Source organism: Nocardia sp. NBC_01377 (assembly GCF_045040005.1).
Classification (GTDB): Bacteria; Actinomycetota; Actinomycetes; order Mycobacteriales; family Mycobacteriaceae; genus Nocardia; species Nocardia noduli.
Map to the genome: position 1 here is coordinate 7,620,199 of NZ_CP109566.1, position 16,272 is coordinate 7,636,470.

The 16,272-nt window shown below is 66.7% G+C and carries 9 protein-coding genes; 8 read left to right on the plus strand and 1 reads right to left on the minus strand.

Features of this window, described 5'->3' with window-relative positions; all coding sequences use genetic code 11:
• Nucleotides 1–264: 264 nt before the first annotated feature.
• The 8 genes from OG225_RS35120 (at nucleotide 265) to OG225_RS35155 (ending at nucleotide 15,566) form a co-directional block, all read left to right on the plus strand.
• Nucleotides 265–1,302 (plus strand): alpha/beta hydrolase, encoded by a 1,038-nt coding sequence (locus OG225_RS35120; protein ID WP_405179063.1) that lies wholly within the window; start codon nucleotides 265–267, stop codon nucleotides 1,300–1,302.
• Between the two features lie 274 nt (nucleotides 1,303–1,576).
• Nucleotides 1,577–3,448 carry an alpha/beta hydrolase-fold protein gene (locus OG225_RS35125; protein WP_405179064.1) on the plus strand — a complete coding sequence of 624 codons (1,872 nt, stop codon included), beginning with the start codon at nucleotides 1,577–1,579 and terminating at the stop codon, nucleotides 3,446–3,448.
• Nucleotides 3,449–3,559: 111 nt separating this feature from the next.
• The gene (locus tag OG225_RS35130; protein ID WP_405179065.1) at nucleotides 3,560–4,114 is read left to right on the plus strand and encodes a DUF732 domain-containing protein; all 555 of its coding nucleotides are present in this window, start codon (nucleotides 3,560–3,562) and stop codon (nucleotides 4,112–4,114) included.
• A 47-nt stretch (nucleotides 4,115–4,161) separates the two neighbouring features.
• Nucleotides 4,162–5,094 (plus strand): cutinase family protein, encoded by a 933-nt coding sequence (locus tag OG225_RS35135; RefSeq protein WP_405183471.1) that lies wholly within the window; start codon nucleotides 4,162–4,164, stop codon nucleotides 5,092–5,094.
• A 211-nt stretch (nucleotides 5,095–5,305) separates the two neighbouring features.
• On the plus strand, nucleotides 5,306–6,337 hold the full coding sequence (locus OG225_RS35140; protein WP_254189824.1) for an LLM class F420-dependent oxidoreductase: 1,032 nt from the start codon (nucleotides 5,306–5,308) through the stop codon (nucleotides 6,335–6,337).
• Between the two features lie 194 nt (nucleotides 6,338–6,531).
• Nucleotides 6,532–8,445 (plus strand): long-chain-fatty-acid--AMP ligase FadD32, encoded by a 1,914-nt coding sequence (gene fadD32 / locus OG225_RS35145; protein ID WP_216910982.1) that lies wholly within the window; start codon nucleotides 6,532–6,534, stop codon nucleotides 8,443–8,445.
• A 90-nt stretch (nucleotides 8,446–8,535) separates the two neighbouring features.
• Nucleotides 8,536–14,025: a polyketide synthase Pks13 gene (gene pks13, locus OG225_RS35150; protein ID WP_405179066.1), complete on the plus strand. Its 5,490-nt coding sequence runs from the start codon at nucleotides 8,536–8,538 to the stop codon at nucleotides 14,023–14,025.
• Complete coding sequence (locus OG225_RS35155; RefSeq protein ID WP_405179067.1) at nucleotides 14,022–15,566, plus strand: acyl-CoA carboxylase subunit beta; 1,545 nt, start codon at nucleotides 14,022–14,024, stop codon at nucleotides 15,564–15,566. Before pks13 ends, OG225_RS35155 begins: the two co-directional genes overlap by 4 nt.
• 68 nt (nucleotides 15,567–15,634) lie before the next feature.
• On the opposite strand, the gene OG225_RS35160 is transcribed toward OG225_RS35155, so the two are convergent.
• A complete protein-coding gene (locus OG225_RS35160; protein WP_405179068.1) occupies nucleotides 15,635–16,132 on the minus strand; it encodes a peptidylprolyl isomerase in 498 nt (165 codons plus the stop codon).
• Between the last annotated feature and the right edge of the window lie 140 nt (nucleotides 16,133–16,272).

A 16,272-nucleotide genomic window follows, 5' to 3' on the forward strand; every position in this document is an offset into this window, starting at 1 on the left:
AGTGTCACCGGACCATCACAGATTGTGTTCGGGCGGATTTCGGCCAATCCAGACTTCTCGGCAGGCCTCGGCCTTGCCTAGGGTGTCCGGCGTCGAATATCCTCCTGCGAGCGCAAGTGTGACCAGATCGTTGTAGCGCTGTCATAGGTGCCGGCTGTCGGGGTCCGGCTCCGATATGGCGTGTGTCCGTTGGCAGCACGAGGTGTTGCCCGCTCCCTCGCGGGTGCTGGGCGACGCCACAACAGCAGAAAGAGAGCAGCATTCATGCGTTTCGGCAGGGCCGCCGCGCCGAAGATAGTCAAGCCGGGCAGGCGAGGCGAACCTCGCGGTTGGCGTAATCGAATTCTGGCTGTCGGTGCCGCTGCGTTGGCGCTACCGATCGCCGCGGGAGTGGCGGCCCCGACCGCCGCGAATGCCGCTCCCATCGCCGCACCGGTGCTGCGCGCGCCTGCGGGTGGCCAAGAAGAGCTCATGGTCCCCTCGGCCATGGGACCGGTCAAGGTCCAGGTCCAGTGGGCAGCCCGCGGCGGTAGCGCCGCGCTGTACCTGCTCGACGGCCTGCGCGCTCGCGACGACAAGAACGCCTGGTCGTTCGAGACGAACGCGCAGCAGCAGTTCGGCAACGACAACATCACCCTGGTGATGCCGGTCGGTGGCCAGTCGAGCTTCTACACCGACTGGGTCTCCCCGAGCAATACCAACGGTCAGAAGACCACCTACAAGTGGGAGACCTTCCTCACCAGGGAACTCCCCAATTTCCTGGCGAACTACGGCGTCTCGAAGACCAACAACGCCGTCGCCGGTCTGTCCATGGGCGGCAGTGCCGCGCTGGCGCTGGCCGCGTACCACCGCGATCAGTTCAAGCACGCCTCCTCGTTCTCGGGCTACCTGAACATCTCCGCGCCGGGTATGCGCGAGGCCATCCGTATCGCGATGCTCGACGCGGGTCGCTTCAACGTCGACTCGATGGCGGCGCCGTGGAGCCCCGCGTGGCTGCGCATGGATCCGTTCGTCTTCGCGCCGCAGCTGAAGGGTCTGCCGATGTACATCTCGGCGGCCAGCGGTCTGCCGGGGCAGTTCGATCGTCCGGCCTCGGCGGTCGGCGTGTTCAACACCGGCAACGCGATGGCGCTGGAAGCCCTCTCGCTGGTCAATACCCGCGCGTTCCAGGTTCGCCTGAGCTCGCTCGGTATCCCGGCGTTCTTCGACTTCCCGGCCTCGGGTACGCACTCGTGGAAGTACTGGGAAGGCCAGCTCTTCAACGCTCGCAAGGGAATCCTGGACGCCACCGGCGGCTGGTGAACACACGCGACACCGAAACGGCGTCACCTCCTCGTTCGCGAGGATGGTGGCGCCGTTTCGTGTTCGAGGTCCGAGGCGAGATGTCACGACGACGATCGTCGTCGTGACCACCCGGATAGCGGGATAGATGCTGTATGTCGGAAATCGAATCGCTCCTATCCGGCAAATCGGGTATTACAGCACGTGAAGACGCCACATAACGGCTGGAACAGGATTAGCTCGACATCCGCGCGTCGTCACCGGAACCCGTCGCCCACCGGGGTACAAAGCACTGGTGGCCGGGAAGAGGTGTGGCAGCGCAGGGACAGGGCGTCGACGCGGCGGACGCGCCGCCCGTCGTGGGCTGGCGCTGTTCGCCGCCGCGCTGGTCCTCCCGTTCGCGGTGTCGGTCACCCACCCCGCGCCCGCCGTCGCGCAACCGGCGACCGCGCCGGCCGAGGCGTCGGTGCAGAAGGTGGTGTGGCTGGGTGACCGCCGGGTGGCGCTGTGGGTGTACTCGCCGTCGATGGCGACCCCGGTCCAGGTGCAGTTGCTCCTCGCCAGGGATTGGAACAGCCGCCCCGATGCCAGGTTCCCGGTCCTGTTCATGCTCGACGGTCTGCGCGCCACCGACGACGAGAGCGGTTGGACCAAAGAGGCGGGCGCGCAGGATTTCTACGCCGACAAGAACGTCACCGTCGTGTTGCCGGTCGGCGGCCAGTCCAGTTTCTATTCCGACTGGTTGCAGCCGAACAACGGCAAGAACTACATGTGGGAAACCTTTCTGACCAAGGAACTCCCGCCGCTGCTCGAGAGTCAATGGCGGGCCACCGAGGCGCGGGGTATGGAAGGTCTGTCGATGGGCGGCACCGCCGCGATGTTCCTCGCGGGCCGCAACCCCGAATTCGTCCGCTACGCCGCCTCCTACTCCGGTTTCCTCACCACGACCACCCTCGGCATGCCGCAGGCCATCCAGTTCGCCATGCGCGACGCGGGCGGATTCGATTCGGCGTCCATGTGGGGTCCGCCGACCAGCCCGGAATGGGAAGGCCACGATCCGTACGCGCTGGCCGACAAACTGAAGGGCGTCAGCCTCTACATCTCCAGCGGCAGCGGCACGGTCGGCGCCTACGATCAAGGGGCGGATATCCCCGGTGTCAGTACGAACTACGCCGGGATGGGGCTGGAGATCCTGTCCAGACTGACTTCGCAGAACTTCGTCACGAAACTGGCGAAACTGTCCATACCGGCCCAGATCAACTACCGGCAGTCCGGCACTCACACGTGGCCGTACTGGGATTTCGAGATGCGTCAGTCCTGGCCGACGGCCGCGGCGGCATTGGGCGTCGAGCCGGGTAAACCGACCTGCGCCGCGGGCGGCGCGATCGCCGTGACGCTGGTGGACAACGGGTGGCTCGGTGAATGTCTCACCGGCGAGTACCCGGTCGAAGGCGGTCTGGCGCAGGATTTCCTGCACGGTCGCGTCTTCTACGCCCCGGCGACCGGCGCGTATCCGGTGGGTGGCCTGATCGGCGGCGGTTATCAGGCGGCACAGGGCCCCGACGGCGCGCTCGGCCTGCCGACCGGCGTCGAATCCGGACTCCCCGACGGCCGCGGTCGATTCCAGCCGTTCCAGCACGGCTCGCTGTACTGGACACCGCAGACCGGGGCCCAGGTGGTGCGCGGCGCGATCCTGTCGGAGTGGGGCAGGCAGGGGTTCGAACGCGGCCCCGCGGGCTATCCCTCCGCCCCGGAGGCGCCGACGCCGCGCAAGGACGGTGTCGTCCAGGCTTTCGAGGGCGGGCCCTACTACTACAGCCCCCGCACCGGAGTGCATCGCGTTCAGGGCCTGGTCCTCGGCAAGTACGCCGAACTCGGCTACGAGAACGGCGCGCTCGGTTTTCCGGTGGCCGAGGAAGCACCGCTGAAGGATTTCGGTGTCCACGCCCGATTCGAGGGCGGCAATATCTACTGGAGCCCGCTGTCGGGCGCCTGGCCGGTGCGATCGGGGCCGGTGATGGAGGCGTGGAAAGCCGCCGGTTACGAGAACGGGAAATTGGGTTATCCCATCAGTGATGAGTTCCAGATCCCCGGTGGCATCCAGCAGAACTTCCAGGCCGGATTCGTCACCGTTCGTGACGGCAGGCCGGAAGTCAACGGCCTGTAGTTCGCACCGCTCTGTTCACATCGCAGACGTAGCGCCGAGGGCGCCGCGAATCGGACACCGCTACCCTGGGGGCGACCGCGTCCCCTGTGAACAGATCGAGGATACGAATTCATGCATCGGACCCGTGGAAAGGTAGTCGGCGTCGCCCTCGTGATCGCCGCCACCGGCCTGCTCGCCGCGTGTGGCGATAGCGACTCGACCGCGTCCAGCACGCCGACGCTGACGACGTCGAGCACCTCGGCCGCCGCGGCGAGCGCCGCGACATCCTCGGCTCCGGGGGAGAGCGCCCAGCCGCAGACCCCAGCGCCCGCGCCCGAAACCGCGGCACCGGCGCCCGCGCCCGAGACCGCGACGGTGGCGCCCGAGCGTCCGCAGCCGGTGCCGACCAACGAGGTGCCGCAGGACACGTCGGGGCTCAGCGACAAGGATCGCAAATTCCTCGACTCCCTGAAGGCCCAGGGCATCGCCCCGGCCAGCCCCGATATCGCGCTGAGCATCGCCACCTATGTCTGCCAGGGCGTCGCCGCCGGCGCCTCCGAAGCCGATCTGTCGACCTTCGTCACGGCGATGGCCGGATCCGATCCGTCGTTCGATCCTTCGAAGATGCCGGTCGAGACAGCGGGCAAGATCTACATCGACACCGCTGAGCAGACGTACTGCCAGTGAACGCGCGTCGCGGCCCCGCCACCCGCAGGTTCCGGCCTGCGGGTTGCCTGACGTTCCTCGGCGGCGTCGCGCTGATCATCGCGATCGCGGTGCTTGCCTGGTACATGCTGGCAGGCTGCGGTCGCGCGCCGAAACCGCCGAAACCGCCGGAGCCGCCGACCTCGCAGCCCGCGTGGTGTCCGGATGTGCAGATGATCTCGGTGCCGGGCACCTGGGAGTCCGGAAGCGGCGATGATCCCTACAATCCGACGGCCAATCCGGCGTCGCTGATGCTCAACGTCTCCAACCCGATCCGGCAGCAGTTCCCGTCCGAACGCGTCGACGTCTACACCGTGCCGTATGTCGCGCAGTTCTCGAATCCGGTCGCCATCCCGCCGGACGGGCAGCAGTCCTACAACAACAGCAGGGCCGAGGGCGCGCAGCGGATGGTCGATTTCATGGCCCAGCGCACCGAGCAGTGCCCGCTGACCACCTACGTGATCGCCGGGTTCTCCCAGGGCGCGGTCATCGCGGGCGATATCGCCAACCTGATCGGCGCGGGCAAGGGTCCGGTTTCGGCCGATCTGGTCCTCGGCGTCACGCTGATCGCCGACGGCAGGCGCACCGGTGACACCGGATCCGGCGAGGCCACCCAGATCGGCACCCCGCCGCCGGGTGTTGGCGCGGAGATCGCCCTGACCGGCGTCCGGGTGCCCGGCATCACCATGACCGGCCCGCGCGAGGGTGGTTTCGGGAAGGTCGCCGATCGCACCTACACCATCTGCGCGCCGACCGACCTGATCTGTGACTCGCCACGACAAGCGTTGAATCCGATCAATTTCGTCAGCAGTGTGCTCACGTTGGTGCGTGCCGCGGGTAATCCGGTGCACGCGCTCTACAAGGGTTTCGTCATCGACGAGAAGGGCACGACCGCCACCGAGTGGACGACTGTCTGGGCCGCCGACCTGATCGAGAAGGCGCCGCATCCGGCGCATTCGTGACGTTGCACAAGCCCGACACCGGCCGTCGGTGGGAACCCATCGGCTGCCTCGACAACCGCACTGTGGTTCGTCTGCACGTTGTAAAGTGCGCTGATGATCGCGATGCAGGTAGCCGTTTTCACCCGCGGCGCACCGGGCGTCGTGGTGGTTCAGCGGCGATCACCCTCTCGGTGATCGAGGAACGCACACCGACAGCCAGGAGCACGAGTTCATGACACAAGCCGCCGCACCGGTCGACTCGGCCGTCGCCGGGTCGACCGCGCAGGGGGTTCCGCTGCGTCCTTTCCGCTTCGCGGCCGCGGGCGAGGGGAATAAGCAGGAGGGTGGGGCCCGCAAGTTCATCCAGACCGCGCAGCAGGCCGAGGAGTACGGGTTCGACACCTTCGTCGTCCCCGATCACCTCGGTGACCAGATCGGCCCGATCGCCGCGCTCGGCGCGCTGACCCAGGCCACCGAGCGCATTCGCCTCGGCACGTCGGTGCTCGCCAACGGCTTCCGCCATCCGGTGGTGCTCGCGAAGGATCTGGCCACCATCGACGTGCTGTCCAAGGGACGCCTCGAGGTGGGTCTCGGCGCGGGCTGGAAGCAGGACGAGTACCAGGCCGCCGGGCTGACCTACGATTCGCCGGGCATCCGGCTGGCGAAACTGGACGAGGCGCTGACCATCCTCGATGTGCTGCTGCGCGGCCAGGAATGCAATTTCGACGGCAAGTACTACCAGGTGCAAGGGATCAAGGGCACGCCGCGACCGCGTCAGGGTCCGCGCCCGCCGATCTGCACCGGCGGCGGTGGTCCGAAGATGCTGCGGCTCGCGGCCAAGCACGCCGACATCATCTCGGTCGTTCCCGTCACCACCAAGAACGGCAAAGGCCTGCTCTCCGGCATCACCCTCGAGAAGACGATCGAGAAGATCGAGCTGATCAAGGAAGCGGCGGGGGATCGTTTCGCCGATATCGAACTCAACTGGGCGATCACCGCCATCGTCATCACCGACGATCGGGAGAAGACCGCCGAGATGGCGTTGTCGGCGCTCGAACGCGGTCTGCACCCCGATCTCGAGGTCGACGTGAAACTCTCCGTCGAGGAGATCCTGTCGTCGCCGTATGTGGCGATCGGGTCGTTCGAGGAGATCGCCGAGCAGCTCCGACGTGTGCGCCAACTCACCTCGATGTCGTATGTCGGGGTGTTCCCCACCCAGATGGACGCGTTCGCGCCGGTTATCCCCATGCTGCGAGATGAGTGAGCCGCTGTTCTCTGTAACATAACTCTGGTTTGAGTACATCTAGCCGATAGCGGTCACCGCGCAGACCGCACGAAAATCTGCAGGTTGGCTCTCCCTACATTTAGAGCACCCGCGGGCGAAAGCGAGTCGGGGCCTCACAGGTGACAGCGGCGATCACGCCGTATTGCTGCGTGTGCCTCGGAGGAGAAGAAGGAATGGACGAGACTTTCGACGACTACCTGGACGAAACCGGGAACATCGTTATTCCCGAGGATCACACCCTGGTTGATCACGTCGAGAAGCACACCAGGAACGACGCGAACACGCTGGCGTATCGCTACATCGACTATTCGCGGGAACGCGACGGTGAGGTACTGGAACTGACGTGGCAGGAGTTCGGTGTTCGGTTGCGCGCGGTGGCCGGTCGTCTCCAGCAGGTGACCAAGCGGGGCGACCGGGTCGCGATCCTGGCCCCGCAGGGCTTGGACTACGTGATCTCCTTCTTCGCCGCGATCTACGCGGGCTGCATCTCGGTGCCGCTCTTCGATCCGGACGAGCCGGGGCACACCGATCGGCTCCACGCCGTCCTCGGTGACTGCACGCCGTCCGCGATCCTCACCGCGAGCACGTCGGCGGCCGGTGTTCGCCAGTTCTTCCGTGCCCTGCCCGCCGCGCAGCGTCCACGCATCATCGCCGTGGACGCCATCCCGGACAGTGTCGCCGAGACCTGGGCCCGCCCGGCCATCAAGATGGACGACATCGCCTACCTGCAGTACACCTCGGGTTCGACCCGGGTGCCCGCAGGCGTGGAGATCACCCATCGCGCGGTCGGCACCAACCTGCTGCAGATGGTCGAGGCGCTCAACCTCGACTGGAGTTCGCGCGGTGTGACCTGGCTGCCCCTGTTCCACGACATGGGTCTGCTCACGGTGATCCTGCCCGCGGTCGGCGGCAAGTACATCACCATCATGTCGCCGAGCGCCTTCGTCCGGCGGCCCTACCGCTGGATCAAGGAACTCGCCGCGGTCTCCGACGGCGCGGGCACCTTCGCCGCGGCGCCGAACTTCGCCTTCGAGCATGCCGCCGCACGCGGTCTGCCCAAGAACGGCGAGACGCTGGATCTGTCGAACGTCATCGGCTTGATCAACGGCAGCGAACCGGTCACCACCTCCTCGATGAAGAAGTTCAACGAGGCGTTCGCGCCCTTCGGTCTGCCCAAGACCGCGATCAAACCCTGCTACGGCATGGCCGAGGCGACGCTGTTCGTCTCCGCGACCAAGTCCGAGGACGAGGCCAAGGTCGTCTACGTCGATCGCAAGGAACTCAACGCCGGTCGGATGGTGAAGGTCGACCAGGCAGCCGAGAATTCGATCGCGCAGGTGTCCTGCGGTTACGTCGCGCTGTCGCAGTGGGCCGTGATCGTGGATCCGGAGACGGTGGAAGCCGACGGCGGCCACGAACTGCCCGACGGCCGGGTCGGTGAGATCTGGCTGCACGGCAACAACATGGGCATCGGGTACTGGGGTCGTGAGGAAGAGACCACCAAGACCTTCCGTAACAAGGTCAGCCAGCGGGTCGCCGAGGGCAGCCACGCCGAGGGCACCGAATCCGACGCCAACTGGATGCGCACCGGCGACTACGGCGTGTATTTCGAAGGCGAGCTCTACATCACCGGCCGGGTGAAGGATCTGGTGATCGTCGACGGCCGCAACCACTATCCGCAGGATCTGGAATTCTCCGCGCAGGAGGCCAACAGCGCGCTTCGCCCCGGTTTCGTCGCGGCGTTCTCGGTGCCCGCGAATCAGCTGCCGGTCGAGGTTTTCGAACAGGGCAGCCATTCGGGCCTGAAATTCGACGCCGACGACGCCTCCGAGCAGTTGGTCATCGTGGGTGAGCGCGGACCGGGCGCGGGTAAGGCCGATCCGCTTCCGATCGCCGACGCGGTCCGCGCGGCGGTATCGCTGCGGCACGGTGTGACGGTGCGCGATGTGCTGCTGGTGCCCGCGGGTTCGATCCCGCGTACCTCCAGCGGCAAGATCGCGCGGCGTGCGTGCAAGACCGCGTATCTGGAGGGAACGCTGCGGGGTGGTTACACCCAGCAGGCTTTCCCCGATGCACCGGAAGAGTAGCCAACTCGCGATTGCTCCATATCGCTCGACCACACACCCGAGCGTCATTTGGCGGCGCGCCGGTACGCAGACAGGTAGCTTGAGGAATTGATGGCTGACAACGAGGGTAAGCCCGAACCGACGACCGAGAGCGCCAGCAGGGATCCGGAAGACGCTGCCGTGTCTTCCGAGGTCGCGGCGCCCGACACCTCGTCGAGAGGCGCGGTGTCCGAACCCGCGGCGGCCATCGAGATGTCGGTGGCCGAACTGCGAGAGTGGTTGCGGCGCTGGGTCGCCGACGCGACCGGTCAGGAGATCGACAAGATCACCGTCGACCGGCCGATGGAGGAATTCGGGCTCGCTTCGCGCGATGGCCTCGCTCTCGGCGGCGATATCGAGGAACTGACCGGTGTCGTCCTCAACGCGACAGTGGTCTTCCAGCATCCGACCATCGCCTCGCTGGCCGAGCGGATCATCAACGGTGAGCCGGAAGCGCCAGAGGAATCCGGAGACGACGCCTTCTACGCGTCCTATACCCCGGGTGAGGCGCACGATATCGCGATCGTCGGCCTAGCGACCCGGCTACCGGGCGCGGGTGACACCCCCGAGTCCACCTGGGAATTTCTGATCGGCGGCGGCGACGCTATCCGCGAGCGGCCGGAAGGGCGCTGGGAGGAGTTCACCAGCGATCCCGAGGTCGCCAAGGCGGTGGACGAGGGCAATACCGTCGGCGGTTACCTGGACCAGGAAGTGGTCAAGGGTTTCGACGCGGAATTCTTCGCCATGTCGCCGATCGAGGTCGAGCGAGTCGATCCGCAGCAGCGGCTCATGATGGAACTGACCTGGGAAGCGTTGGAGCACGCCAGGATTCCCGCGAGCGAATTGCGCGGGGAACCGGTCGGCATATTCATCGGCTCCACCAGTAACGACTTCCAACTGCTCGCAGCCCTCGGGCTCGGTGAAACCGATCCGAATATTCCGGCATCGGCCGAGGCGTACGCGATCATGGGCAGTGTCTCCAGCATCATCCCGAACCGTGTTTCGTACTTCTACGATTTCCGCGGTCCTTCGGTGTCGGTCGACACAGCCTGCTCGTCGACCCTGGTCGCGGTGCACCAAGCGGTGCGCGCATTGCGTGACGGTGACGCGGATGTGGCGCTCGCAGGTGGCGTGAATATGCTCCTCGCACCGCTGGCGACACTGGGTTTCGACAAGAACGGTGGTATCGCGAAGGACGGACGCGTCAAGGCGTTCTCCTCGGATGCGGATGGGTTCGTGCGTTCCGAGGGCGGCGGTCTCGTCGTACTCAAGCGCCTGACCGACGCCGAACGCGACGGCGACCGGATCCTCGCGGTCATCAAGGGTTCGGCGGTCAACAACGACGGCCGTTCCAACGGTCTGCTCGCCCCGAACCCCGACGCCCAGGCCGACGTCCTGCGCCGCGCCTACCGCGACGCCGGTATCGCGCCGTCCTCGGTCGATTACATCGAGGCGCACGGCACCGGAACCCTGATCGGCGATCCGATCGAGGCGGACGCGCTCGGCCGCGTGGTCGGTCGCGGTCGCGACGACGACAAGCCCGCGCTGCTCGGTTCGGCGAAAACCAATTTCGGACACCTGGAATCCGGTGCGGGCGCGGCGGGCCTGGCCAAGGTCGTCATGTCGTTCCAGCACAATGTGCTGCCGCCGAATATCAACTTCGCCGGTCCCAACCCGTACATCCCGTTCGAGCAGGCGCATCTGAAGGTCGTTGAGGCGCCGACCGAATTCCCGCGCTACAGCGGCACGGCGACCGTCGGTATCTCCGGCTTCGGCTTCGGCGGCACAAACGCGCACCTCGTGCTCCAGGAGTACGTGCCCTCGTCCGCCGAACCCGCCGCGCCGAGCACGGACGAACTCCCCGACGAGAGCACCGATGTCATCGCCGAGGCGGCCGAGAGCGCCGAGGACGCCGAGAATTCCGCGGGCGCCGGGGTCGCGGCGGACGCTGGAATCCCAGCGGATGCTGAGGTTCTGGTCGGTGCAGCGGTTGCGGCGGGCACCGCGACCACCACTCCCGAACCCGAGTGGAGTGCCGACCGGGCAGAGCCTCTGCCGGTGATCCTCGCGGTATCCGGATACCTCCCCTCCCGTCGCCGCCGTGCCGCCGCCGAACTCGCCGATTGGTTGGAGTCCGACGCCGGTCGCGACGTACCGTTGGCCGACGTCGCCCGGTCGCTGGCCAAGCGCAGCCATTGGCGTTCGCGCGGTGTGGTTCTCGCGCAGACGCACGAGGATGCCGTCGCCGGTCTGCGCGCCATCGCGGCGGGTAAACCCGGCACGGGCGTGTTCACCGCCGACGCCCCTGCGGTGAAGGCTCCGATCTGGGTGCTCGCGGGCTTCGGCGCGCAGCATCGCAAGATGGGCAAACAGCTCTACCGGGAGAATTCGATCTTCCGCACCGCCGTCGACCAGGTCGACGAACTGGTGCAGGACGAGGCGGGTTATTCGATCCGCGAGATGATCCTGGACGACGAGCAGGATTACAACGTCGGCACCTCGCAGGTCGGCATCTTCACCATCCAGGTCGGCCTGGCCGCGGTGCTGCGCGCGCACGGCGCGCAACCCGACGCGGTGGTGGGCCATTCGATGGGTGAGGTGGCCGGTGCGTATATCGCCGGTGGTCTGACGCTCGATGACGCGGTGCGCGTGATCTGCGCGCGTTCGCGCCTGATGGGCGAGGGCGAGGCGATGATCTCCGACGCCGATGTGCGCAATATGGCGCTGGTCGAACTCGGCGTCGCCGATGTCGAGAAACTGCTCGGCGACTACCCGGATGTCGAGATGGCCGTGTTCGCGGCGCCGACCAACACGGTGATCGGCGGCCCGCAGGATCAGGTCGCGGCGATCGTCGCGCAGGTCGAGGCGGCGGGCAAATTCGCCAGGGTGCTACAGACCCGCGGCGCGGGCCATACCTCCCAGATGGACCCGCTGCTCGGTGAATTGGCGGCCGAACTGGCCGGAATCGAGCCGACGAAACTCACGGCCGGTCTGTACTCGACGGTGCACAAGGACGAGTTCTACCGGCCCGGCAACGACCCGATCCACGACGAGGACTACTGGGTCAAGAACATGCGCCACGCGGTGTACTTCACCAACGCGGTGAAACTGGCCGTGGACGCGGGTCACACCACGTTCCTGGAACTCGCGCCGAATTCCGTCGCGCTCATGCAGGTGCTCGGCACCACCTTCGCCGCGGGCGTGCACGACGCCCAGCTCATTCCGACGCTCAAGCGCAAGGAAGACGAGTCGGCCGGTGTGATCGGCGCGCTGGGCCAGCTGTACGTGCACGGCCACAAGGTCGACCTGGTCTCGCTGCTGCCCGACGGTGATTACGCGGATGTGCCGCGCACGGTGTTCCTGCGCAAGCAGTACTGGCCCAAGGTCAGGCTGAACTCCGGCGGCGGCAGTGCCAGGATTCCCGGCGCGCACGTGTCGCTGCCCGACGGCCGCCACGTGTGGGAGGTTCAGGCGGGATCGGTCACCGACCTGTCGGAACTGACCAAAGCCGCTGCGGCACAGGTGCTCAGCGAGGTGTCGCTCGGTATCTCGGTGCCGCACGCCGCCGTTCCCGCGACCGGAACCCTGACCGTCACGCTGACCCCGTATCCGGGCGGCGGCGCGGTGCAGGTGCACGCCAAGGACGGTGCGACCTTCCGGCTGTTGTTCGACGGCACCGTCGTCTCCGGTGCGCCGCTGCCGCAGATCGCGGTGGCGCAGCCGGTGGTCACCGAAAGCGTCGAGGTACAGGTCGCCGAGGTTGTCGGCGCGGTCGAGAGTCACGGCGACCGCTGGGATCCCCAGGGTTCCCAGACGATCGAGGAACGATTGGCGCTGATCGTCGCCGAATCGATGGGTTACGCGGTCGAGGATCTCCCGATGGAGATCCCGCTGATGGAACTCGGACTCGATTCGCTGATGGCGATGCGTATCAAGAACCGCGTCGAATACGAATTCGACATCCCGCAGTTGCAGATGCAGGCCGTGCGCGACGCCAACCTCAGCGAGGTCGGCAAGGTGCTGCGCTACGCCATCGAGCACCGCGACGAAGTGGCCGAGATCGCCGAGAAGCAGGCGGCGGGCGAGGATATCGACGTCGACGGCGGTTTCGTCGCCGCTGCCCGCGCCGCGCTCGCGGCCGGTGAGGATCCGGCCGCCGCCGCGAAATCCGTTGCCGCCGAATCGGGTTCGCCGCCGGCGGTCGGGGGCTCCGCGGAGATCGTCGACACCTCGGTGCAGGCCGAAGCCGAGGCGATCGTGGCCGAGGCCGAGGCGGGTCGTCCCGCCGACGCGGGAACGGCCGCACCGGCTCGCGCGTCGGACGAGCAGATCGCCGCGGCCGCTTCGAAGGACGCGGCGGTGGAACGGGCACTAGAGGTCCAGGACACGACCGCCGTCGGCGCCGCCGAAGCGATTGTCGCCGAGGCCGATTCGACGCCGTCGACGTTGTTCGGCGGCGCGGGCGCGGACGAGGAAGACGACGTGCCGCCACGTGACGCCGCCGAGCGGTTGACGTTCGGCACCTGGGCCAACATCACCGGCAAGTCGGCGGGCGGCATCTTCAACACCCTCCCGATCCTGGAGGAGGAGCTCGCGGAGAAACTCGCGCAGCGGTTGTCCGAGCGGGTCAAGGCCGAGGTTACCGTCGACGATGTGCTCGATTGCGAGACCATCGAGCAGCTGGCCGATATCGTGCGCGATCTCCAGGACAGCGCCGCCGAGATCGACGGTTTCGTGCGCCCGCTGCGGGCGCGCGTCGACGGGTCGAACGCGGTGCCGGTCTTCGTGTTCCATCCGTCCGGCGGTAACACGCTGGTCTACGAGCCGCTGCTGCGCAGGTTGCCGAACGACACCCCGATGTACGGCTTCGAACGCGTCGAGGGCGATATCGAGGAGCGGGCGCGGCAGTACCTGCCCGAGTTGCGCAAGATCCAGGGCAACGGTCCGTACGTGCTGTACGGCTGGTCGCTCGGTGCGGTCTTCGCCTTGCAGGTCGCGCAGTTGCTGCGCGCCGAGGGCGCCGAGGTGAGCGTGGTCGGGCTCATCGACCTCGCGATCCCCACCGAGGGCGAGGACAACAGCCCCGAGGAGCGGGTGCGTCGGATCGAGCGCTACCAGGGCTTCGCGAAGAAGACCTACGGCGTCGAGGGCGAACTCGATCGCGAACAGCTGGAGGAGTTGGCCGCGGCTTCGGACGAGAACCAGTTCAAGATGATCAGTGATCTGGTCAAGATGAGCGGTACCAAGATCCCCGGCGGCGTGCTCGAACACCAGCGCACCTCGTGGATCGAGAGCAGGCATCTCGCCCGGACCACGCCTTCGCGCTACGACGGCGCAGTGGTGCTCTACCTCGCGGATCGCTATCACGACGGCATGATCGAACTCGAACCCCGCTTCGCCGAACGCAAGGAGAACGGCGGCTGGGACGAGTACCTGCCGAATCTCGAGGTCGTTCGCATCGCGGGCGACCACCTACAGATCGTCGATGAGCCGCGCATCGGAAAGATCGGCGCCGACCTGACCGCGAAGCTCGTGGCGATCGAGGCGAAAGGGGCCAAGTGACAACTACTGCCGAGAAACTCGCCGATCTGCGTAAACGCCTCGAGCTGGCGCAGGAACCGGCGGGCGAAGCGGGGGTGTCGAAGCGGGCGAGGAAGGGAATTCCCAGCGCCCGCGACCGGATCACAATGCTGCTCGATCCCGGCACCTTCGTGGAACTCGGTGCGCTGGTGCGCAAGCCGGGAGATCCGGCCGCGCTCTACGGCGACGGTGTTGTCACCGGGCACGGATTGGTGGAAGGCCGCCCGGTGGCGGTCTTCTCCCACGACCAGACCGTCTACGGCGGGACGGTCGGCGAGATGTTCGGCCGCAAGGTCGCCTACATCATGGAGTACGCGGCCAAGGTCGGCTGCCCGGTCGTCGGCATCAACGATTCCGGCGGCGCGCGGGTGCAGGAGGCGGTGACCTCCCTGGCCTGGTACGCCGAACTCGGCAGGCGGCAGGAACCGCTGTCCGGTCTGGTGCCGCAGATCTCGATGATTCTCGGCAAATGCGCGGGCGGCGCGGTGTACGCGCCGATCAATACCGATGTGGTGGTGGCGACCGAAGAGGCGTACATGTTCGTCACCGGTCCCAAGGTGATCCGCGAGGTCACCGGCGAGGACGTCAGCCTGGAGGAACTGGGCGGCGCGCAGAGCCAGGCGGAATACGGCAATATCCACCACGTGGCCAAGGACGAGGTGGCGGCCTTCGAATGGGTGCGCGACTACCTCGGCTTCCTGCCGACGAGCTGCCAGGAACTGCCGCCGATCGTGAATCCGGGGCTGGAACCGGAGCTGACCGAATCCGATCTCGAGCTGAATTCGATTGTCCCCGATTCGGATAACTCGGGCTACGACATGCACGACATCCTGCTGCGGATCTTCGACGACGGCGACTTCCACGAGATCGGCGCGACCGCGGGACGCAATATCCTCACCGGATTCGCCAGGGTCGACGGGTGCAGTGTCGGCGTGGTGGCGAATCAGCCGATGGTCTACGCGGGCGCGCTGGACGCGCGCGCCTCGGACAAGGCCGCGCATTTCGTCCGGCTGTGCGACGCCTTCGAGGTGCCGCTGGTCTTCGTGGTCGACACGCCTGGCTTCCTGCCCGGAGTGGAGCAGGAGAAGATCGGCGTCATCAAACGCGGCGGCCGGTTCCTGTTCTCCTTCGTGGAGGCCTCGGTACCGAAAGTGACCGTGGTGATCCGCAAGTCGTACGGCGGCGGATACGCGGTCATGGGGTCCAAACAGCTGGGCGCGGACGTGAATCTGGCCTGGCCGACCGCCCGTATCGCGGTGATGGGGGCCGAGAGCGCCGTCAGCCTGATCGGCGGCAGGCAGATCGCCGCCGCGCCGGAGGAAGAGCGCGCCGCGGTCCGTCAGCAGATGGTCGACTTCTACAACGCCACCATGGCGACACCGTGGGTGGCGGCCGAGCGCGGATATATCGACGCCGTCATCGAGCCGTCGACGACCCGCCTGGAGCTACGCAAGGCGCTGCATCTGTTGCGGGACAAGAAGTTGACCCGCAATCCGCGTAAACATCACCTGCTGCCGCTGTAGCCGGCCGCAGTCCGGGAATCGGGCCGTGACCAGGTGGTGACGGCCCGATTCGCGTCCGATGACCGGTGTCAGACGATGGCGGCCGATTCGATGATGACGTCGTCGCGCGGGACATCCTGGTGCATACCCGCCGATCCGGTGCTCACCGCGGTGATCTTGTCGACCACGTCGGTGCCGTCGGTGACCTTGCCGAAGACGGCGTAGCCCCAGCCGGACGGTGTCGGCGCGGAGTGGTTCAGGAAATCGTTGTCGGAGACGTTGATGAAGAACTGCGCGGTCGCCGAGTGCGGATCGTTGGTCCGCGCCATGGCGACGGTGTACTTGGTGTTCTTCAGGCCGTTGTTGGCTTCGTTCTGGATCGGGGCCTCGGTGCCCTTCTGCTTCATGCCGGGCTCGAAACCGCCGCCCTGGACCATGAAGCCCGGGATCACACGGTGGAAGATGGTTCCGCTGTAGTGGCCGGCTTTCACGTAGTTCACGAAGTTCTGCACCGAGTTCGGCGCTTTGTCGTCGTCCAGCTCCAGGACGATCGGACCGTAATTCGTTACGAGATTCACCTTGGTCATATCTCTACCTTTCCATGGCATCGGATACGGGTCAGCAATCTCCCCGCCTCCACGCGACTTTTCGCCGGTGGTGATCGATTCGACGGCGTCTCGCGCACGGCGCGGTGACACCGGCGTGTCGGAGCCGGGGCCCGGCGTGG